Annotated in this window: 15 protein-coding genes, 16 tRNA genes and 3 rRNA genes; 3 read left to right on the top strand and 31 right to left on the bottom strand. The window is 49.4% G+C overall.

Annotated elements, in window-relative coordinates:
- Positions 1–10 precede the first annotated feature (10 nt).
- From MHB49_RS01510 to MHB49_RS01475, 8 genes are all read right to left on the bottom strand, one after another.
- Positions 11–856 carry a DUF2815 family protein gene (locus tag MHB49_RS01510; RefSeq protein ID WP_405154754.1) on the bottom strand — a complete coding sequence of 282 codons (846 nt, stop codon included), beginning with the start codon at positions 854–856 and terminating at the stop codon, positions 11–13.
- 24 nt (positions 857–880) lie between these two features.
- Entirely contained in the window at positions 881–2077 is a 1197-nt protein-coding gene (locus MHB49_RS01505; protein ID WP_405154753.1) for a DUF2800 domain-containing protein, read from the bottom strand.
- Positions 2077–2679: a hypothetical protein gene (locus MHB49_RS01500; RefSeq protein ID WP_405154752.1), complete on the bottom strand. Its 603-nt coding sequence runs from the start codon at positions 2677–2679 to the stop codon at positions 2077–2079. Before MHB49_RS01500 ends, MHB49_RS01505 begins: the two co-directional genes overlap by 1 nt.
- A gap of 22 nt (positions 2680–2701) precedes the next feature.
- The gene (locus MHB49_RS01495) at positions 2702–2956 is read right to left on the bottom strand and encodes an AbrB/MazE/SpoVT family DNA-binding domain-containing protein (protein ID WP_405154751.1); all 255 of its coding nucleotides are present in this window, start codon (positions 2954–2956) and stop codon (positions 2702–2704) included.
- 53 nt (positions 2957–3009) lie between these two features.
- Complete coding sequence (locus MHB49_RS01490) at positions 3010–3198, bottom strand: hypothetical protein (protein ID WP_405154750.1); 189 nt, start codon at positions 3196–3198, stop codon at positions 3010–3012.
- A 5-nt stretch (positions 3199–3203) separates the two neighbouring features.
- Complete coding sequence (locus MHB49_RS01485) at positions 3204–3602, bottom strand: hypothetical protein (protein WP_405154749.1); 399 nt, start codon at positions 3600–3602, stop codon at positions 3204–3206.
- Positions 3603–3714: 112 nt separating this feature from the next.
- On the bottom strand, positions 3715–4011 hold the full coding sequence (locus MHB49_RS01480; protein WP_405154748.1) for a helix-turn-helix domain-containing protein: 297 nt from the start codon (positions 4009–4011) through the stop codon (positions 3715–3717).
- A 55-nt stretch (positions 4012–4066) separates the two neighbouring features.
- Positions 4067–4261, bottom strand: a complete 195-nt coding sequence (locus MHB49_RS01475) for a helix-turn-helix domain-containing protein (RefSeq protein WP_405154747.1) — start codon at positions 4259–4261, stop codon at positions 4067–4069.
- A 265-nt stretch (positions 4262–4526) separates the two neighbouring features.
- Between MHB49_RS01475 and MHB49_RS01470 the strand changes: the two genes are divergently transcribed.
- From MHB49_RS01470 to MHB49_RS01460, 3 genes are all read left to right on the top strand, one after another.
- A complete protein-coding gene (locus MHB49_RS01470) occupies positions 4527–5105 on the top strand; it encodes a helix-turn-helix domain-containing protein (RefSeq protein WP_405154746.1) in 579 nt (192 codons plus the stop codon).
- A 4-nt stretch (positions 5106–5109) separates the two neighbouring features.
- Positions 5110–5583 carry an ImmA/IrrE family metallo-endopeptidase gene (locus MHB49_RS01465; RefSeq protein ID WP_405154745.1) on the top strand — a complete coding sequence of 158 codons (474 nt, stop codon included), beginning with the start codon at positions 5110–5112 and terminating at the stop codon, positions 5581–5583.
- A 226-nt stretch (positions 5584–5809) separates the two neighbouring features.
- Positions 5810–6919: a tyrosine-type recombinase/integrase gene (locus MHB49_RS01460; protein WP_405154744.1), complete on the top strand. Its 1110-nt coding sequence runs from the start codon at positions 5810–5812 to the stop codon at positions 6917–6919.
- Between the two features lie 96 nt (positions 6920–7015).
- Here MHB49_RS01460 and MHB49_RS01455 read toward each other — a convergent pair.
- From MHB49_RS01455 to MHB49_RS01345, 23 genes are all read right to left on the bottom strand, one after another.
- Positions 7016–7086, bottom strand: a tRNA-Gly gene (locus MHB49_RS01455).
- Between the two features lie 9 nt (positions 7087–7095).
- Positions 7096–7169: transfer RNA gene (locus MHB49_RS01450), tRNA-Pro, on the bottom strand.
- Positions 7170–7177: 8 nt separating this feature from the next.
- A tRNA-Leu gene (locus MHB49_RS01445) sits at positions 7178–7256 on the bottom strand.
- An 18-nt stretch (positions 7257–7274) separates the two neighbouring features.
- Positions 7275–7351 (bottom strand) — tRNA-Arg (locus MHB49_RS01440).
- 7 nt (positions 7352–7358) lie between these two features.
- Positions 7359–7433 (bottom strand) — tRNA-Gly (locus MHB49_RS01435).
- A 10-nt stretch (positions 7434–7443) separates the two neighbouring features.
- Positions 7444–7524, bottom strand: a tRNA-Leu gene (locus MHB49_RS01430).
- Between the two features lie 6 nt (positions 7525–7530).
- Positions 7531–7606: transfer RNA gene (locus tag MHB49_RS01425), tRNA-Lys, on the bottom strand.
- Between the two features lie 8 nt (positions 7607–7614).
- Positions 7615–7700: transfer RNA gene (locus MHB49_RS01420), tRNA-Tyr, on the bottom strand.
- A 9-nt stretch (positions 7701–7709) separates the two neighbouring features.
- Positions 7710–7785, bottom strand: a tRNA-Phe gene (locus tag MHB49_RS01415).
- A gap of 134 nt (positions 7786–7919) precedes the next feature.
- Positions 7920–7997: transfer RNA gene (locus tag MHB49_RS01410), tRNA-Asp, on the bottom strand.
- 9 nt (positions 7998–8006) lie between these two features.
- Positions 8007–8082 (bottom strand) — tRNA-Thr (locus MHB49_RS01405).
- 5 nt (positions 8083–8087) lie between these two features.
- Positions 8088–8163, bottom strand: a tRNA-Val gene (locus tag MHB49_RS01400).
- A gap of 113 nt (positions 8164–8276) precedes the next feature.
- A tRNA-Glu gene (locus MHB49_RS01395) sits at positions 8277–8348 on the bottom strand.
- Positions 8349–8352: 4 nt separating this feature from the next.
- Positions 8353–8428, bottom strand: a tRNA-Asn gene (locus MHB49_RS01390).
- 1 nt (position 8429) lies between these two features.
- Positions 8430–8505: transfer RNA gene (locus MHB49_RS01385), tRNA-Ala, on the bottom strand.
- A gap of 29 nt (positions 8506–8534) precedes the next feature.
- Positions 8535–8608: transfer RNA gene (locus MHB49_RS01380), tRNA-Ile, on the bottom strand.
- Between the two features lie 31 nt (positions 8609–8639).
- Positions 8640–8756 (bottom strand): 5S ribosomal RNA (gene rrf, locus MHB49_RS01375).
- Positions 8757–8906: 150 nt separating this feature from the next.
- A 23S ribosomal RNA gene (locus tag MHB49_RS01370) occupies positions 8907–11835 on the bottom strand.
- Positions 11836–12148: 313 nt separating this feature from the next.
- Positions 12149–13700, bottom strand: a 16S ribosomal RNA gene (locus MHB49_RS01365).
- The 16S, 23S and 5S rRNA genes sit together here with 16 tRNA genes alongside, the layout of an rRNA operon.
- A gap of 516 nt (positions 13701–14216) precedes the next feature.
- On the bottom strand, positions 14217–14342 hold the full coding sequence (locus tag MHB49_RS01360) for a hypothetical protein (protein WP_405154743.1): 126 nt from the start codon (positions 14340–14342) through the stop codon (positions 14217–14219).
- Between the two features lie 67 nt (positions 14343–14409).
- A complete protein-coding gene (locus MHB49_RS01355; protein WP_405154742.1) occupies positions 14410–14955 on the bottom strand; it encodes a GNAT family N-acetyltransferase in 546 nt (181 codons plus the stop codon).
- A 53-nt stretch (positions 14956–15008) separates the two neighbouring features.
- Positions 15009–16613 carry a response regulator gene (locus MHB49_RS01350; RefSeq protein WP_405154741.1) on the bottom strand — a complete coding sequence of 535 codons (1605 nt, stop codon included), beginning with the start codon at positions 16611–16613 and terminating at the stop codon, positions 15009–15011.
- Positions 16610–18508 (bottom strand): sensor histidine kinase, encoded by a 1899-nt coding sequence (locus tag MHB49_RS01345; protein WP_405154740.1) that lies wholly within the window; start codon positions 18506–18508, stop codon positions 16610–16612. The genes MHB49_RS01350 and MHB49_RS01345 overlap by 4 nt, the downstream gene beginning before the upstream one ends.
- Between the last annotated feature and the right edge of the window lie 23 nt (positions 18509–18531).

Here is an 18531-nt window from a genome sequence, read left to right as displayed (position 1 = left end):
TGTCTATGAATTAGATCCCGTAAATCCCGCCACCAAGGGGCTTGCCGGTGATCGGATCAATCTGCTGTTGCGGAGGTTGCTGCTGTCCGTAGCCTTGTTGCGGAGCTTGGCCATATTGTGGTTGTTGAGGAGCTTGTCCATAGCCCGGCTGTGCTGGCGGCTGTTGGCCGTATTGCGGTTGTTGCGGTGCTTGGCCATACCCACCTTGAACTGGAGGCTGTTGACCATACTGCGGCTGCTGTGGTGGTTGTTGGCCGTACTGCTGTGGCGGGATCTGATCATAGCCCTGCGGAGCTGGTGCCGGCGCAAAACCTACACCGCCTCCATTGCCACCAAAAGCTTGTTCAGCCGAGATCCGCCCACCCAAGGCTTCACCATCACGAAGGATCTGCACCGGACCCAGGCCTGCGCCAATTCCTTTGTTGCCGCTGTTGCTGTAAGCGAAGAAATTAATATTCACTCGGCCATATACGCCGGAGTAAACACGGGTTTGGTCAATGATTGGCCCCATGTCTGGACCCACAACCGCTTGTTGTTGCTTGCTGCTGGCCGTCAGAACCCAATGCCCTTTGCACTCCGGACCAAAAGCCTCTCCGTTCGGACGCACGCCATCCCCATCGTGAATAGGGTTACGCGGTTGCGCTGGACGGGCGCCTCCCCATGCACCAGCTACACCTTTTTGTGACGCAGCTTCGATGGCGGCATTGATACGTTGCATGGTGGCAAAGTCGGATTTAGGAATCAGAATCGTCGTGCTGTATTTCGGCTCCTGCCCTGGTTGATTAGCTCGCGGTGTGAACAAGTTTACAAAGCTCAGTCTTACTTCACCTGTTGTAATTGCTGTTTCTGTTGTCATATGGAATTATCCCCTTATCAATTATTAGTTTTGTGGTTGTTCTGGTGCAGGCCCAAATACGTCTTCAGGCTTAACCTGATTGGTGATACCTGGACGCTTATCATCATCTGCTACTAGTGTTGGTGCCCCGGAACGGCTGACGACCAGGCCAGGCACCTCCAGTAGCTCGCGGTATTCCTTTTTGCCCAGCGCCTTCTCCAGCTGTGGCGGTGTTAACGGTTTACGGTCATACAGGATCGCTTCCTCAATACCTTTTTCCTGCAGGTGCTTAAATGCGGCATCCAGATTCGTATAATCACGGCTGCCCCGACCCTCTACGGCTTTCCAGCCGGGAACGATCCCCCCTTTCAGAGCTTCAGCCAAAGCCAGCTTCTTCAGATCGGAATACCAGCTGACGATACCCTCAGCTCGCTTCAGTACGTCTGCTGCCTCATCCCAACTAAGCAGAGGTGGCTTCAGTGGTGCTTTGGTGCCTGCTTCCATGATCTGCGACACTCTTGCCCTGCAGGTCGCACTCGCACGGCAGAATTTGCAGTGATCGCCTGGAACATACTCTCCCTGGCCATCAAAGGCTGCCTGAGCAATCGGCTTGATCGACTCACCCCAGGACAACAGCTCGGCAGAGGACAACGACCATTCAGAAGGCTCGTTCCACACTTTTGGTTGAACGATGGCCACATGAACAGACTCAATGGGAAACAGGAGACTGAAAGCCTTGTAAGCGCCCAGCGCATACAGCTTCATTTGTGAATTGTTTTCAGCAGATACCGGTACACCTTGTCCATTCTTATAATCGATGACATGGAGCCTTCCGCTACCAATGATGATGCAGTCCGAGGTTCCGAAACTTTCCGGAACAAAGTCGGTCAGATCCACTCGGCGCTCGATGGCCACAAATGGCGGCGAAGGGAATTGGTGAACAATGGACTGGATGTAATCCAGGTACGCATTGGTGTGGTCTTCCATGATTGGCTCATACAGCTCATCCGCTTTGTACTTCTTCAGTGCAGCGTTATACTTGCGAGTCGTCAGACCCGAGAACAGTTTCTGCAGCTTCAGTTCAGCGATCTCATGGGCGAGTGTGCCGCGCTTGGCGGCCTCACTCTCACTATCCGGTAACGTGGCTTCAAGCCTGGCACTCGGCGTGCACTGCAACCAGCGGGATGCCCCACTGGCCGACAGCAAAGCGTGTGCCCGCTCTGCATGTGCAATTTCCGCCATTAGATACGGCCCCCAAGGCTACGAAGGAACGTTGCAAACTCACCGTACTTACTTGGATCCAGTTGAGTCAGACCGCCTACTCCCTGCTGCTGCAGCCATCCCAGCAGCTCCTGACCCTTGCCTGCATCCATCACCGGCTGAGCAGCTACACCAAGTTGGTCAAGCGTATATGCCGGAGCAGTAGTTGGAACGCTCCCTTGTTGTGGTGGCTGCGGTTGGCCATACTGCTGCTGATCCGGTTGACCGAACTGAGGTTGCTGCTGCACAGGCTGGCCTTGTACTGGCGGCTGCTGCCCGTATTGCGGTTGTTGTGGGACTTGTGCATATCCGCCTTTCGTTAGAGGTTGCATATCATGCTGTGGCTGTTGTCCATAACCTGGTTGCTGGCCATATTGCGGCTGCTGTGGAGGTTGTTGCACAGGTGCCTGGGTGGACGTCTGAGTAGGTGCTGGTTGTGTAGGAACAGTGGAGACTGTGGTTTGTGCTGGCACATCTGCATTAGGCATACTGCCCAACGTACCTGCCAGGTCGTGCACCAGGTTTTTAATGTCAGTTGCGTTTACAGCTTGGAATGTGATTTGGATCGGAACGATATTTTGCATGGATAATTCCTCCTAATAGGTTTTAGTTTGATTTAGTAAGCTCTGAAGCTTTAGAAATGCATTGTGTACAGATCTGTTTACCATGAAATAAGTGCAGACTTTCATTATTCCCGCAGAGAATGCAGCCCGGTTGATACTTGCGAATGATGATCTTGTCACCTTCCACGAAGTACTCCAGCGGATCCCCTTCCTCAATAAAATGAGTGCGGCGAAGCTCTTTCGGGATAACGACACGACCTAGATCATCTATGCGGCGGACAATACCCGTAGCTTTCATACTCATTGCAATTTCCTTTCTGCCAGTGTAGACTGGCGGTAGAATAGTTTTATTTATTGAGCAGCTGTTTCGGGGTAGGAGCCGAGCGGCTGCTTTTTGCTTTCCAGACGATTACGATAAGTGCGATACTGCTTGTCCGCATGATTAGCGACTTTGATGTGGCCACTGCGGCGCATTTGGCTAGCTAACGCCAGATAAAAGGCACAGGCTGCTGTGAAATGCTGTTCGGTCATTAATATCAAGATTCTCACCTCCTATCGGGGATTTTGATGTCATATAAGTCCAGATCAGCCAAGATGCGCCGCCGTTGATTTCCGGTCAGTTTGTCGAGGTTTGCGGTCAGCCAATCCACTTGTTCCGGAGTCGGCTCGTCCCACATGAAGCAGTGGCACGCTGAGTCGCCTTCTGGACTAGCCCATGTACTACAGCCAAACTTGATGAAGTTGGGAACCTTGTTGCTGTCTCCATCAAAGAAAACTTTATACTGGGCAACCAGTTCAGTAGCCAGTTCACGATGCTTGCCATAATTACAGGCATAGAATTTGCCATCTGGAGCGAGAAACCCCGATACACCATGTTTCATGATTAGTCCCCCGCTGAGATCGTCACAGCGCCGATGGACTTTGCCTTGCAACTCAACTTGCAATACAGATCCTTACCATGACGTACAGCGATCTGCCCTTCGATGATCTCAGCGACACATTCCGGATTAGCGCAGTGATCCATTACCTCCGGCGATACCAGGCTGGTTGATTTGTTCAATTCGATCTCTCCTTTCCTTCTAGCCATTTATCTAAAGCGATCTGGCGGAAGTGGATTAATGCCCGATTTCTAATGAAAGGGATCTCTCCGTTTTTAACCATGCGCCGTAATGTAGAGTCTGAAACCTTCAGATACCTGCACGCCTCAGCAAAATCAAACACATTGGCGTATAAGAGTTGTTCGATAGTCGGTTTAAGCTCGGCCAAGATCTCGTCTCTTAGCTCCTGTTTAATCTCCACACGGAGTGCTTCAATAAAGCCTGCTGTCGAAGTCATTAAATCACTTTCTTTCATTGTTAAATGAAATGTTTGAATATCAAGTTCTGTCAGAGGTACACTTGGCTAGGGCTTAGCAAACCTCACTCTCCATGCCTAACAGCCTGGCAATCATCGGCTTTTGCTTCTTGCCTTCACGTGTCCCTTTAAGAATCTCGGATACGTAAGTAACTGAGACACCCAGTTCTCCAGCAAGATCCTTCATTTTAATGTTACGTTGGAACATGATCTTTCTCGCTTCAGCTCCAAACTCCGTATAATGTGGCATCTAACATCCCTCCTTTGTAAGAGTTTGTAAAATAAACAGCTTAATTATTGACAACCAACCGAAAATAATCTATTATCATGAAGAAGGCATAACCAAATAAACTCGTTGGGGAACGATTTTTAATGTGGGGTCAGTTGACCTCTGGTTTTTTATTGCCTTTTTTGCTATTAATTAAGCTGTTGAAATCAATATAACCGAATATTTTAGTTAAGTCAACATAAAACCGAATATTTTAGTTAGAATATTTTCTGTTAGGAGAGTTGGTATGAATATTGTCGATAATATCCGAGAACTTTGTAAGGAATCTAGCACTTCTATCCCAAAGCTTGAGAAAGAGTTAGGTTTTGGGAACGGGGCTATATATAACTGGAATAAGAACTCCCCTTCTATTGATAAATTACAAAAGGTAGCCGATCTATTTAATGTATCTGTAGAGCGAGTACTATACGGGTTTGAACTATCGAGATTTGAGCAAATGCTTCGAATCATTGTAGGAAATAAACCAATTGAAGAGGTATCCAAATTAAGTGGAGTTGACCCCGAAACACTAGATAATTATTTAGTGGGTATTTGTACGGTAAAACCAGAGCTCGAGTTTGTAGAACGGTTAGCCGTATTCAATCCCTACGAAGTCTTAGTCCGTCGAGAAGACTTTATGGAAGCAGCAGGGTATAGAACATCCGACTCAAAACCCTTGAGTGACAATACTCCGATTTCATCTGAAATCGAGACCATTGCAGCCCACCATGATGGTGAAGACTGGACAGAGGAAGAGCTTCAGGATATTGAGGAATTCAAAGAGCTAGTAAAGCTAAGAAGGCAGCTTAGAAAGAACAAGGAGTGACGCAATGGCAGCCTACAACTATGAAACGCTATCTGCCGAAGCTAGTATGTCAAACATCGATATTTTCGAAAAGCCATTACGTGGACGGAATAAAGGATTCTACTCCGATGGTTTGATTATCATCGACAAACGAATGGCAACCATCATTGAAAAAACCTGCGTCCTTGCAGAAGAGCTTGGGCACCACTATACAAGCTTCGGCGATATTCTGGATCAAAATATCATACATAAACGAAAGCAAGAACTACGCGCCAGACAATGGGCCTATGAGTGCATGATCCCGCTTGAAGGCATTGTCCAGGCTCACCATGCCCGGATTTCAGGTCGGTATGATCTTGCCGAATACCTAGGGGTAACAGAACAATTTCTCCAGTCAGCCATTGACCGCTACACTGAGAAATTTGGTCTATCTGTCCGAGCGGATGAACGACATATCATTTTGTTTGATCCACTGGGAGTAATTGAATCTACTGCGTAGTGTTCGTGTTTGCCTATTAACAAGGGCTCCTCATACCTAAAAAAAGAACATACGTTCCTATAAGGAGGTGGTTTATCATGTAATTGGAAATGCAACTTTCCTATATCAAAGCTCAGAAAGGAAGAATGACATGGCTTGGAGTGAACATCTAGGAGGCAACAAGTATAAGATTGTTGACCGAGATCCTTCGAAGGCATCCAGACCGAAAAGGTCTGTTACTGTCTACATGCCGGAAGAGATTGCACGTTCAAAATCAGACAAGAAAAAAGAATCCTGGCTTGCGCTTGAAGAAGCAAAATGGAGTGAACAAGTAATAGCCGGGAAGGCGGCCAAACAGGAAGATATCACCTTTAAGGACTTCATTCCCAAGTGGGAAAAAGGCTACGCTAAGGGGAATATGGGCGAATACACGCAGAACGTAAACTTGTATAATCTCAACAAATATGTAGTTCCAGAGTTTGGCCATCTTAAAATCAGTAAAATAACAACCCTGCAGCTTGTTACCTTCTTTGGGGAGCTGAAGCGCGAGAACGGGAAAGAGTTCGCTACTAATTCGAAATTGAATATCTACAAAGCGGCCAAATCTGTTTTTGACGCTGCCCATGAGTGGGAGCTGATCACAAAGAATCCCATGGATGGTGTGCAGCGCCCACGGACCAGCAAGAAAGAAAAGAAAGCTATGCGCGGTGTTAAAAAAGCATTCAATACCTCAGAGACAGAAACCGTCCTGCTGGCTCTCTATGACCTTCCAGATAGATGGAGACTCTACTACACTGGTTCGCTCCTTGGCGGCTTCAGACGGGGCGAGTACTTGGCCGTGGAATGGACAGACGTGGATTATGATCAGGATGCCATCTGGATCGATAAGCAAATCACATTTGATAAGGAAGGTAAAAAAATCGAAGGCGAAGTTAAGACGGAAGAATCCGAGGGCTGGGTGGCTATGCCTAAATGGTACATGGCGCAGCTCAAAGAGTACGAACGAAAATGGAGAAAGGAAAAGTTACAGTGTAAAGATTGGGCTGGAGAGAACAAATCATATGTATTCCATGGCGGTAAGGGTGTCATGTACTTCCCTACGACCCCCACAAGCACTTGGAGGAAGTTTTTGCAGAAGAAGGGCATTCCACATGTCAAACTACATGGGTTGCGCCACACGGCTGCCATGCTGCTCAGAGAAAGCGGCGCGGATCTTAAGACCATGCAGGAACGATTGCGGCATACCAAGATCGGAACAACAGCCGATATCTACACGCATCAGTCTGAGATAATCTCAAGAGAAGCCGCAGACCGTTTAGAGGGGTTTGATCCTAAAAAGTTGAGAATTGCCCCATGACCTGCCCCATGAACAAAAATAGTCTAGTCGTATGTCGAATTTTGGGTAAACAAAAAACCCTTGGTGGGCAAGGGTTTAAGGTATTACAAATTGCAAAGCGGGTGATGGGAATCGAACCCACGCTATTAGCTTGGAAGGCTAAAGTTCTACCATTGAACTACACCCGCATGTAAAAATCGGGATGACACGATTTGAACATGCGACCCCCTGGTCCCAAACCAGGTGCTCTACCAAGCTGAGCTACATCCCGTTATGTTATACCGGCGAGAGGACTCGAACCTCCACGGTTTCCCACTCGATTTTGAGTCGAGCGCGTCTGCCATTCCGCCACGCCGGCATAAATATGAAGTTAAAATGGCGCGCCCTGAGAGATTCGAACTCCCGGCCTTTTGATTCGTAGTCAAACGCTCTATCCAGCTGAGCTAAGGGCGCAAAATATTGGAGCGGAAGACGGGAATCGAACCCGCGACCCTCGCCTTGGCAAGGCGATGCTCTACCGCTGAGCCACTTCCGCTTATAAGGGATGCGCGTGGAGGGACTTGAACCCCCACGTCAAAGACGCTAGATCCTAAGTCTAGTGCGTCTGCCAATTCCGCCACACGCGCATATAATGGTGAGTCATGAAGGGCTCGAACCTTCGACACCCTGATTAAAAGTCAGGTGCTCTACCAACTGAGCTAATGACTCATAAAAACTGGTGGAGGATGATGGATTCGAACCACCGAACCCGTACGGGAGCAGATTTACAGTCTGATGCGTTTGGCCGCTTCGCTAATCCTCCAGGATTACATGGTGGCTCGGGACGGAATCGAACCGCCGACACGAGGATTTTCAGTCCTCTGCTCTACCGACTGAGCTACCGAGCCTTATTTGATTTTGGTATTAATGGCGGAACCGACGGGATACTCTCACTTCGTTCGAGACTGCGAAGCTGACGCTCTCGAAGTGAATGCTCCGACGAACCCAAAAACGGATTCTCATCCCTGAAGCAAAATCAAGATGGCGGAACCGACGGGATTCGAACCCGCGATCTCCTGCGTGACAGGCAGGCATGTTAGGCCAACTACACCACGGTTCCAGGCATTAATGGTGCCGGCGAGAGGACTTGAACCCCCAACCTACTGATTACAAGTCAGTTGCTCTACCAGTTGAGCTACACCGGCGTATATGGTGGAGGCTGAGGGGATCGAACCCCCGACCCTCTGCTTGTAAGGCAGATGCTCTCCCAGCTGAGCTAAGCCTCCATATATGATCCGTAGGGAATACTCTCACTTCGTTCGAGACTGCGAAGCCATTGCTAACGAAGCTTATCCTTCGACGAACCTTTGGGATTCTCATCCCCTAAAAAATAAAACAATGACCCGTAGGGGATTCGAACCCCTGTTACCTCCGTGAAAGGGAGGTGTCTTAACCCCTTGACCAACGGGCCTTACTGGCTCCCCGAACAGGGCTCGAACCTGTGACAACTCGATTAACAGTCGAGTGCTCTACCAACTGAGCTATCAGGGAATGGTGGAGCCAAGCGGGATCGAACCGCTGACCTCCTGCTTGCAAGGCAGGCGCTCTCCCAGCTGAGCTATGGCCCCATATACTTTTAGTATATCTGGTATTACTATGGGCCCTGGTGGACTCGAACCACCGGCCTCACCCTTATCAGAGGTGCGCTCTAACCAACTGAGCTAAGGGCCCATATCGAAAAAAAATACCCCAAAGGGGTTTCGCTTGGCGGCGTCCTACTCTCCCAGGACCCTGCGGTCCAAGTACCATCGGCGCTAGAGGGCTTAACGGTCGTGTTCGGGATGGGTACGTGTGGAACCCCTCCGCCATCGCCACCAAACGCGATTTGTCGAAGCATAGCTTCTTGAAATCAAAGTTGGAACTGAAAATCATATACACTTTCTGTGATGTACCGATTTTCATTTTATTTCAGAGTTTATTCTCTGAAAACTAGATCCGAAACGAAATGTGCGACTTACAACTTGCATATTTGGATAAGCCCTCGACCGATTAGTACTGGTCAGCTCCATGCATTGCTGCACTTCCACCCCCAGCCTATCTACCTCGTCGTCTTCAAGGGGTCTTACATACTGGGAAATCTCATCTTGAGGGGGGCTTCACGCTTAGATGCTTTCAGCGCTTATCCCGTCCGTACATAGCTACCCAGCGGTGCTCCTGGCGGAACAACTGGTACACCAGCGGTACGTCCATCCCGGTCCTCTCGTACTAAGGACAGCTCCTCTCAAATTTCCTACGCCCACGACAGATAGGGACCGAACTGTCTCACGACGTTCTGAACCCAGCTCGCGTACCGCTTTAATGGGCGAACAGCCCAACCCTTGGGACCTACTTCAGCCCCAGGATGCGATGAGCCGACATCGAGGTGCCAAACCTCCCCGTCGATGTGGACTCTTGGGGGAGATAAGCCTGTTATCCCCAGGGTAGCTTTTATCCGTTGAGCGATGGCCCTTCCATGCGGTACCACCGGATCACTAAGCCCGACTTTCGTCCCTGCTCGACTTGTAGGTCTCGCAGTCAAGCTCCCTTATGCCTTTGCACTCTTCGAATGATTTCCAACCATTCTGAGGGAACCTTTGGGCGCCTCCGTTACTCTTTAGGAGGCGACCGCCCCAGTCAAACTGCCCACCTGACACTGTCCCCGCACCGGATTACGGTACCAGGTTAGAACCTAGATACGATCAGGGTGGTATCCCAACGGTGCCTCCACCGAAGCTGGCGCTCCGGCTTCAAAGGCTCCCACCTATCCTGTACAGATCGTACCCAAATTCAATATCAAGCTGCAGTAAAGCTCCATGGGGTCTTTCCGTCTTGTCGCGGGTAACCTGCATCTTCACAGGTATTAAAATTTCACCGGATCTCTCGTTGAGACAGCGCCCAAGTCGTTACGCCATTCGTGCGGGTCAGAATTTACCTGACAAGGAATTTCGCTACCTTAGGACCGTTATAGTTACGGCCGCCGTTTACTGGGGCTTCGGTTCACAGCTTCGGGATTACTCCCTAACCGCTCCCCTTAACCTTCCAGCACCGGGCAGGCGTCAGCCCGTATACTTCGCCTTACGGCTTCGCACAGACCTGTGTTTTTGCTAAACAGTCGCTTGGGCCTTTTCACTGCGGCCCCCTCGTGCTATTCACACTACCGGGGCACCCCTTCTCCCGAAGTTACGGGGTCATTTTGCCGAGTTCCTTAACGAGAGTTCTTCCGCGCGCCTTAGAATTCTCTTCTCGCCTACCTGTGTCGGTTTGCGGTACGGGCACCATCACCTGGCTAGAGGCTTTTCTTGGCAGTGTGAGATCATGACCTTCGCTACTGTAATTTTCGCTCCCCATTACAGCCCAGCCTTAACGATGTGCGGATTTGCCTACACATCAGCCTCACTGCTTAGACGGACATCCATCAGTCCGCGTCACTACCCTGCTGCGTCCCCCCATTGCTCATAACGGCTTACGGTGGTACAGGAATTTCGACCTGTTGTCCTTCGACTACGCCTTTCGGCCTCGCCTTAGGTCCCGACTTACCCTGAGCGGACGAGCCTTCCTCAGGAACCCTTAGGCTTTCGGCGGATCAGATTCTCACTGATCTTTTCGTTACTCATACCGGCATTCTCACTTGTATAATGTCCAGCGCTCCTTACGGTACACCTTCAACCCTTATACAACGCTCCCCTACCCCTGATGCAAAGCATCAAGCCATAGCTTCGGTGGTGTGTTTAGCCCCGTTACATTTTCGGCGCAGAGTCACTCGACCAGTGAGCTATTACGCACTCTTTCAATGGTGGCTGCTTCTAAGCCAACATCCTGGTTGTCTGTGCAACTCCACATCCTTTCCCACTTAACACACACTTGGGGACCTTAGCTGATGGTCTGGGCTGTTTCCCTTTTGACAATGGATCTTAGCACTCACTGTCTGACTCCCGGAAGTAAGTCTATGGCATTCGGAGTTTGACTGAGCTTGGTAACCCTTGCGGGCCCCGCACCCAATCAGTGCTCTACCTCCACGACTCTGTTTTCCGAGGCTAGCCCTAAAGCTATTTCGGGGAGAACCAGCTATCTCCGAGTTCGATTGGAATTTCTCCGCTACCCCCACCTCATCCCCGCACTTTTCAACGTGCGTGGGTTCGGGCCTCCAGTGCGTGTTACCGCACCTTCACCCTGGACAGGGGTAGATCACCCGGTTTCGGGTCTACGTCCACGTACTCATTCGCCCTATTCAGACTCGCTTTCGCTGCGGCTCCGGCTCTTCACCTTAACCTTGCACGGGAACGTAACTCGCCGGTTCATTCTACAAAAGGCACGCCATCACCCCTAAAACGGGCTCTGACTTTTTGTAAGCACACGGTTTCAGGTTCTATTTCACTCCCCTTCCGGGGTGCTTTTCACCTTTCCCTCACGGTACTGCTTCACTATCGGTCGCTAGGAAGTATTTAGCCTTGGCAGATGGTCCTGCCGGATTCATACGGGGTTTCACGTGCCCCGCACTACTCGGGATCCGTCTCGGAGAGAGCAGACTTTCAACTACAGGGCTTTTACCTTCTTTGGCGGGCCTTTCCAGACCTCTTCGTTTAACCGGCTCCTTTGTAACTCCATGTGAGACGTCCCACAACCCCAGAGAGCAAGCTCTCTGGTTTGGGCTTCTCCGCGTTCGCTCGCCGCTACTGACGGAATCACTATTGTTTTCTCTTCCTCAGGGTACTTAGATGTTTCAGTTCCCCTGGTATGCCTCTACGTAACCTATGTATTCAGTTACGAGTAACTGGAAATTACCCCAGCTGGGTTTCCCCATTCGGACACCCCCGGATCAAAGCTTGCTTACAGCTCCCCGAGGCAGTTTCGTTGTTCGCCACGTCCTTCATCGGCTCCTAGCGCCTAGGCATCCTCCGTGTGCTCTTAGTAGCTTAACCATATTGCTCCGGTTTTGACTGCTCGCTTCCCTTGTTTTGCTTGCGCAAAGCCAAAAGTCGCTCCCATTCAATACCATCGCAAAAGCAATTAAGTACCAATTTATTGGAACTTGTTTAACACAAGTTCAGCTAAAAAGGAATGTTCTAATTCGCATATTTCGTTTCGATATCTAGTTTTCAAAGAACAAGCTCCATGCAAAAGCAAGCTGTTTGAGAGTTTGAGCTCTCAAAACTGAGCAACGAGTGAGCAACTAGCCGACCTGGCTAGATTTGATATTTGAATGTTTCCGCTACGGGAAACGATTCTCCATAGAAAGGAGGTGATCCAGCCGCACCTTCCGATACGGCTACCTTGTTACGACTTCACCCCAATCATCTATCCCACCTTCGGCGGCTGGCTCCTTGCGGTTACCCCACCGACTTCGGGTGTTATAAACTCTCGTGGTGTGACGGGCGGTGTGTACAAGACCCGGGAACGTATTCACCGCGGCATGCTGATCCGCGATTACTAGCAATTCCGACTTCATGCAGGCGAGTTGCAGCCTGCAATCCGAACTGAGACCGGCTTTTTAGGATTAGCTCCACCTCGCGGCTTCGCGGCCCGTTGTACCGGCCATTGTAGTACGTGTGTAGCCCAGGTCATAAGGGGCATGATGATTTGACGTCATCCCCACCTTCCTCCGGTTTGTCACCGGCAGTCACCTTAGAGTGCCCATCCGAAATGCTGGCAACTAAGATCAAGGGTTGCGCTCGTTGCGGGACTTAACCCAACATCTCACGACACGAGCTGACGACAACCATGCACCACCTGTCTCCTCTGTCCCGAAGGAAAGGTACATCTCTGTACCGGTCAGAGGGATGTCAAGACCTGGTAAGGTTCTTCGCGTTGCTTCGAATTAAACCACATACTCCACTGCTTGTGCGGGTCCCCGTCAATTCCTTTGAGTTTCAGTCTTGCGACCGTACTCCCCAGGCGGAGTGCTTAATGTGTTAACTTCGGCACCAAGGGTATCGAAACCCCTAACACCTAGCACTCATCGTTTACGGCGTGGACTACCAGGGTATCTAATCCTGTTTGCTCCCCACGCTTTCGCGCCTCAGCGTCAGTTACAGCCCAGAGAGTCGCCTTCGCCACTGGTGTTCCTCCACATATCTACGCATTTCACCGCTACACGTGGAATTCCACTCTCCTCTTCTGCACTCAAGTCACCCAGTTTCCAGTGCGATCCGGGGTTGAGCCCCGGGATTAAACACCAGACTTAAATGACCGCCTGCGCGCGCTTTACGCCCAATAATTCCGGACAACGCTTGCCCCCTACGTATTACCGCGGCTGCTGGCACGTAGTTAGCCGGGGCTTTCTTCTCAGGTACCGTCACCTTGAGAGCAGTTACTCTCTCAAGCGTTCTTCCCTGGCAACAGAGCTTTACGATCCGAAAACCTTCATCACTCACGCGGCATTGCTCCGTCAGGCTTTCGCCCATTGCGGAAGATTCCCTACTGCTGCCTCCCGTAGGAGTCTGGGCCGTGTCTCAGTCCCAGTGTGGCCGATCACCCTCTCAGGTCGGCTACGCATCGTCGCCTTGGTGAGCCGTTACCCCACCAACTAGCTAATGCGCCGCAGGCCCATCCCCAAGTGACAGATTGCTCCGTCTTTCCAGTTTCCTTCAGGCGAAGAAAACAACTATTCGGTATTAGCTACCGTTTCCGGTAGTTGTCCCAAACTTGAGGGCAGGTTGCCTACGTGTTACTCACCCGTCCGCCGCTAACCATCAGAGAAGCAAGCTTCTCTTCAAGTCCGCTCGACTTGCATGTATTAGGCATGCCGCCAGCGTTCGTCCTGAGCCAGGATCAAACTCTCCAATAAAGTATTGAAAAGAGCGATAAGCTCATTTTGAATCTGACGAGATTAAAAATCTCAATTTATCGATCTTGCAAGCAAGATCGTTACTCACTCGTTGTTCAGTTTTCAAAGATCAAACTTGTTTCGCTGCTCAGCGTTGTTCACCGCAGCAACTTTTATATCTTATCACATCCGAACCAACTTTGCAAGCTCTTTTTTTTAGTTTCTTTCGAAGCTTATTAGATTTGCTTGCCGCACCGTGTTTCTCGTGTTTTCTTGGCCGGAATTAGAATATACCATGCAGGAAAATAAATTGCAACCTTAAATTAATATTTTTCAATCTCCGTTTTATGAGAACAACTAGAATCGTTAATTTCTCCTCTATTCATACTCCATTATTGTCATGCAATCAGTACCCAATCTGCAACACTCCATAGATATGACAATATTAAGCATCATTAGTCTATAGAGAAAGGGTAGTTACTACTGTTCATAGCAAGCTGAGTGACTAAGCTTTTTGAAGAAACACGCTCTAGCGGTTCAAGGGATAATTACTTTTGCATCGCACATATCAATAGCTTCTCTTGCTAAATTAAGAACCCTGCATCTATTAGACACTAAATCTTCTCCATATAAGAGAATAGATACTCTTGTATCTTCTTTCATATAATAGAATAGTTATCGATACCATAAACAGGATTTCAGCCAACAGTCCCACGACTAGTTCCTCCCCTCATCCCCTGAACCTTCCCATCATCACTGTATCGTAATACCGACCGTCCGCATGTCGTCGATCATTTTTCAATGTCCCCTCTATCTCGAAGCCCATTCTTTTGTAAATTTCCATCGCTTTATCGTTCGTCCCCACCACGTTCAAGGTCATCTTCTCAATTCCAATTGTATCTGCCCAATCTATCGAGAGTTCAAGCAGTTTCTTGCCAATCCCGTAACCCCAAAACTCTTTCGCTACGCAAACGCCAAATTCGACCTTATGAAAAAAACGGGTTAAGTCGTTCCCCTCGCATCTGGAATACCCGACGATTTGTTCATTTACAATAGTAACGAGAAACAGATTTCTCTCTTTCTCCGTATCCCATCGGATTATTTGTTCAAATCCTGCTGGATCAATGAACCCTTCACCTTGTTCACGATCCATATAATCGGTTTCTCCATCCATCTGCACACGAAGTGAAGACAATGCTCCAGCATCCTTTTCCATTGCGGACCTAATCGAATAGGTCAATCCTTTTACGTTAAACTCCTGTTGATCGATGATCATAAGATATTATCCACCCAATCCACTCTATTTTTTGCTTAATCCTATTCATAGCTCTACCCCACTTCAGACGGACTCTTACCCGTAAGCATCTTGAACACCTGACTGAAATACGTTGCGTTACGGAACCCGGTCATCTCACTAACCTCGTAGACCATGTAATGCCCTGACTGTAACAGTTCCATCGCTCTTTGAATCCGGTACCCGTTCACATAACTCACGAAGTTCTCTCCGGTTACCCTCTTGAACAGTTGACTCAAATATTTGGGATGTACAAACAACCCCTTGGCAATGGCCTCAAAGCTTATTTCTTCAGCATAATGCATCTCAACGTACTGTTTCACCTGCTCTACTAATTTATTGCTCTTTTTCTCGCCCATTTCTTTCCGTATCTGTTCCATCCAGTTCCGAATAATACCGTCCATCCAGCATATCAGATCCTGCAGCCCATATTTCATTTGAATTTCCCGCAAAAAATTACTCATCGCTAGCGGCGGTGCCAGCATGGGATAATGCCGGTTCCAGCTATGAATTAACGTGTCGAACAGGCTCACGGCCACAACTTGAACGTCCTGAATACTATTACCACTCCCTTTGTCCAGCAATTGACGGAGCTGAATCCATATTTCCTCTGCCAGATCGACTCTCATATCTGCCCATGACTCGCTCCATTGTCGCAGCAATTGCGAGTAATCCGTTGTGCTCGGCGTTAAAACATTGGATGAATCATATCGATATACGCGGCTCCCGCCCTGAAACTCTGCTTTCTCCAGCGCCTCTCTGCTCTCCAGATAGGAGTCCATCACTTCGCATAAGTGCCCTTTGGATGTTCCAATGCCTGCGCTCATTTCGATCTTGAGGTACGTAAAAATCTGATCAATCATCCGTTCAACAATTGATTCCAATTGTTCTAGCCGGTCCTTTTCGTCAAATAGAAGCAGCACAAACACCTGATCCGAGTAATCCACGATCTCCACCTGACAGTCGTTTAATTGCGAAGTCTGCTCTTTGACGGTCTCCTGAATAATGTCTGCTGCCCCATACCTTAATAGCTGCCAGTCACGCTCTTTCATCCTTGTCAGAAATGCAGGCCGATACAACTGCAGACTGACAGCGCGCACTTGAGAGGGAATCCGAACACCCACATAATCCATGCGCTCCGCAGGCAACTCCTCTTCCCGATAGCGCGTGGTTAACAGCTCCTGGAGAAACAGTTTGCGAAGATAAGGAACCACCCGCCCAATCTCCTGTTTGTACGTCTGCTCTAGCTGCTCACGACGCTCACGCACATCCTGTTCCAGTAACACCTCACGCAGAACAGACTCAATCTCCTCCACTTCTGCAGGCTTCAACAAAAAATGATTCACGCCCCAGCGCATGGCCGCCCGGGCATTCTCGAATTCGTCATATCCGCTAAGAATGATGATCGGCAGATGGGGATGATCACGTCGCAGCGTCTGCGTAACCTCAAGTCCTGTCAGCCCTGGCATATAGACGTCTGTCATCACCAGATCGGGCCGCAGCTGCTGGAACAGCTCCAGTGCGTCCAAACCATTGGAAGCCGTTCCAGCAATACGGAGGCCAATGGATGACCAATCGATATGGTCGGTCAGTGCTTTTACAATATGAGGGTCATCGTCTACAAGCATAATGGTTTTCATTCATTTTCACCGCCCAGCCATAAATTTAATTGTTCTTCCGTCTCTATACGCGGCAGCGTAATGGTCACTTCCACTCCGCCCAATTCACCTGCGCATATATCAACCCCATACCCAGTGCCACAATACAGTTGAATGCGCTGATGTACATTGCGTATACCAATGCCCGTTGTCTCCTCCAGCTTCCAACCCTCGGGCAAGCCCTGTCCGTTATCCTTTATGCGAATGATGATTTTGGGTCGTGATTCGATGCTCTCCATTTCCCGCATATCCACCTGTATGCGAAGTTTTTCTTCCTTTGGCTGCCCATGCATGACCGCATTCTCGATAAAGGGCTGCAAAATGATTTTGGGAATGTAACAGCCCCGCACTCTCGGATCAATATGCTCCTGATAATCAATGGAGAATGGCAACCGCTCGGACTGAATGCTGACATAACAACGAGCATGCTCCAGCTCATCCCGCACCCGGATGAATAGTCTGCCACCGCTTAATCCGATACGCAGCAGTTTGCTAAGTTGTACAATCATGCGGCTAATGTCCTTGGCCTCATAATCGAGAGCTCGCCAGTGGATCATGTCGAGTGTGTTGTACAAAAAATGTGGTTTGATCTGTGCCTCAAGCAGCCCGGTCTGGGCTTCACGCTTCGCACGGCTCTCTTCCTTCACCTGATCCATCAACTCCGTCAGTTGTGAAGCCATGTGGTTGAACCCATACGCCAAATGGGCATATTCCTGGGTAAACGAAAGTTGAACCCGGGTGTTGAAGTCCCCTTTTTCCAGCTGCCTCATTCGTTTAATGAGCTGACGCAAAGGCCGAACAATTCGACGCACAAACAGATACGCTAGTACCGCCGAACATAATAAGCCCAGCACAGCTATTCCAAGGACCTGCCATCCAGCCTGCCTTACAGGAGATAATAGTGTGTGAACAGGGATGGTCTGTACCAGCCTCCACTGAAGCATGGCAGGTCTTGAATACAGAACAAGCTGCGCTCCACCAGGCTTGCCGGAAACCACTTCAAATCCGTCCTCCCCATGTTCAACATGCTCCTGAATCCATGCACGATCGACGACTGGTTCGCTTTCCTCAGCAGCAGCTAAATTAGCAGATACATTTATAGAAGAAAAAAGTTTTGAGGCTTTATTCATCGAACTTAAACCCTCACCAGAATTCACCTCTAAATTATCATCACCCATCTGCATGACGACGTTACCTGCGGTATCCACCAACAGAACCTGTCCATCCAGCACCATCGGCATATCCGCAAATCTGCGTACAATATCCGCTCGACTCAGGCGGATGAGTACGTAGGCTACTGTCCCACCCCGACTGTCAAAGATTCGCTGGGCGTATCCAATTAGCGATTGTCCTGATTCGTTTTCCCGCAGAGGTACCCAGGCCGCATCCGCCTGCTCCAATGCAGCAAACCACGAATCACCAGCAATCGTATCCACTGGATAGATGCGATCGGCCATCGTGACAGTGACACCGTTAAAGGCATCCGTATACAGCTCCACCGAGGTAATACCTTCGCTGACGACCAGCGTATGATCCAGTATTTTGGATACCTCGCGCCGTTGGTGGATCTGTGTCAGCCTTCCCGTCCCCTTCGTTTCCAGCAGATTGGACAACTCACGGTTGCTCGCCAAAGAATAAGCCGTGCCCGTCACACCTGTAATAAAATCAAACCCTCGGCGTGTACTCTCGTTCAAGAGAGCAAGTCGTGCTTTGCTGATCTCGGTAAACGTGGCGGCAGAGAACGACTGGTATGCCAGCCAGACAATTACCGAGACAAGAAGCAGGTTAAACGCAATAAAGCAAGTCACCATCAACGTGGAGAGCTTGCTTTGTTGCAGCTTATGATTAAGGAATAACGATAATCTTCGTTTCCGCATGGAATCAACTCGTTTCGTCTTGG

Source organism: Paenibacillus sp. FSL K6-0108, from assembly GCF_045040695.1.
In the GTDB taxonomy this organism is placed as follows: Bacteria; Bacillota; Bacilli; order Paenibacillales; family Paenibacillaceae; genus Paenibacillus; species Paenibacillus pabuli_B.
This window is presented reverse-complemented; position numbering and strand designations above follow the sequence as displayed.

What these genes read in the sequence shown, in the direction of transcription:
- MHB49_RS01345 (WP_405154740.1), bottom strand. Translation starts at nt 18,508, where the DNA reads ATGCGGAAACGAAGATTATCGTTATTCCTTAATCATAAGCTGCAACAA.
- MHB49_RS01505 (WP_405154753.1), bottom strand. Translation starts at nt 2,077, where the DNA reads ATGGCGGAAATTGCACATGCAGAGCGGGCACACGCTTTGCTGTCGGCC.
- MHB49_RS01465 (WP_405154745.1), top strand. Translation starts at nt 5,110, where the DNA reads ATGGCAGCCTACAACTATGAAACGCTATCTGCCGAAGCTAGTATGTCA.
- MHB49_RS01460 (WP_405154744.1), top strand. Translation starts at nt 5,810, where the DNA reads ATGCCGGAAGAGATTGCACGTTCAAAATCAGACAAGAAAAAAGAATCC.
- MHB49_RS01350 (WP_405154741.1), bottom strand. Translation starts at nt 16,613, where the DNA reads ATGAAAACCATTATGCTTGTAGACGATGACCCTCATATTGTAAAAGCA.
- MHB49_RS01495 (WP_405154751.1), bottom strand. Translation starts at nt 2,956, where the DNA reads ATGAAAGCTACGGGTATTGTCCGCCGCATAGATGATCTAGGTCGTGTC.
- MHB49_RS01480 (WP_405154748.1), bottom strand. Translation starts at nt 4,011, where the DNA reads ATGAAAGAAAGTGATTTAATGACTTCGACAGCAGGCTTTATTGAAGCA.
- MHB49_RS01355 (WP_405154742.1), bottom strand. Translation starts at nt 14,955, where the DNA reads ATGATCATCGATCAACAGGAGTTTAACGTAAAAGGATTGACCTATTCG.
- MHB49_RS01500 (WP_405154752.1), bottom strand. Translation starts at nt 2,679, where the DNA reads ATGCAAAATATCGTTCCGATCCAAATCACATTCCAAGCTGTAAACGCA.
- MHB49_RS01470 (WP_405154746.1), top strand. Translation starts at nt 4,527, where the DNA reads ATGAATATTGTCGATAATATCCGAGAACTTTGTAAGGAATCTAGCACT.
- MHB49_RS01360 (WP_405154743.1), bottom strand. Translation starts at nt 14,342, where the DNA reads ATGAAAGAAGATACAAGAGTATCTATTCTCTTATATGGAGAAGATTTA.
- MHB49_RS01475 (WP_405154747.1), bottom strand. Translation starts at nt 4,261, where the DNA reads ATGCCACATTATACGGAGTTTGGAGCTGAAGCGAGAAAGATCATGTTC.
- MHB49_RS01510 (WP_405154754.1), bottom strand. Translation starts at nt 856, where the DNA reads ATGACAACAGAAACAGCAATTACAACAGGTGAAGTAAGACTGAGCTTT.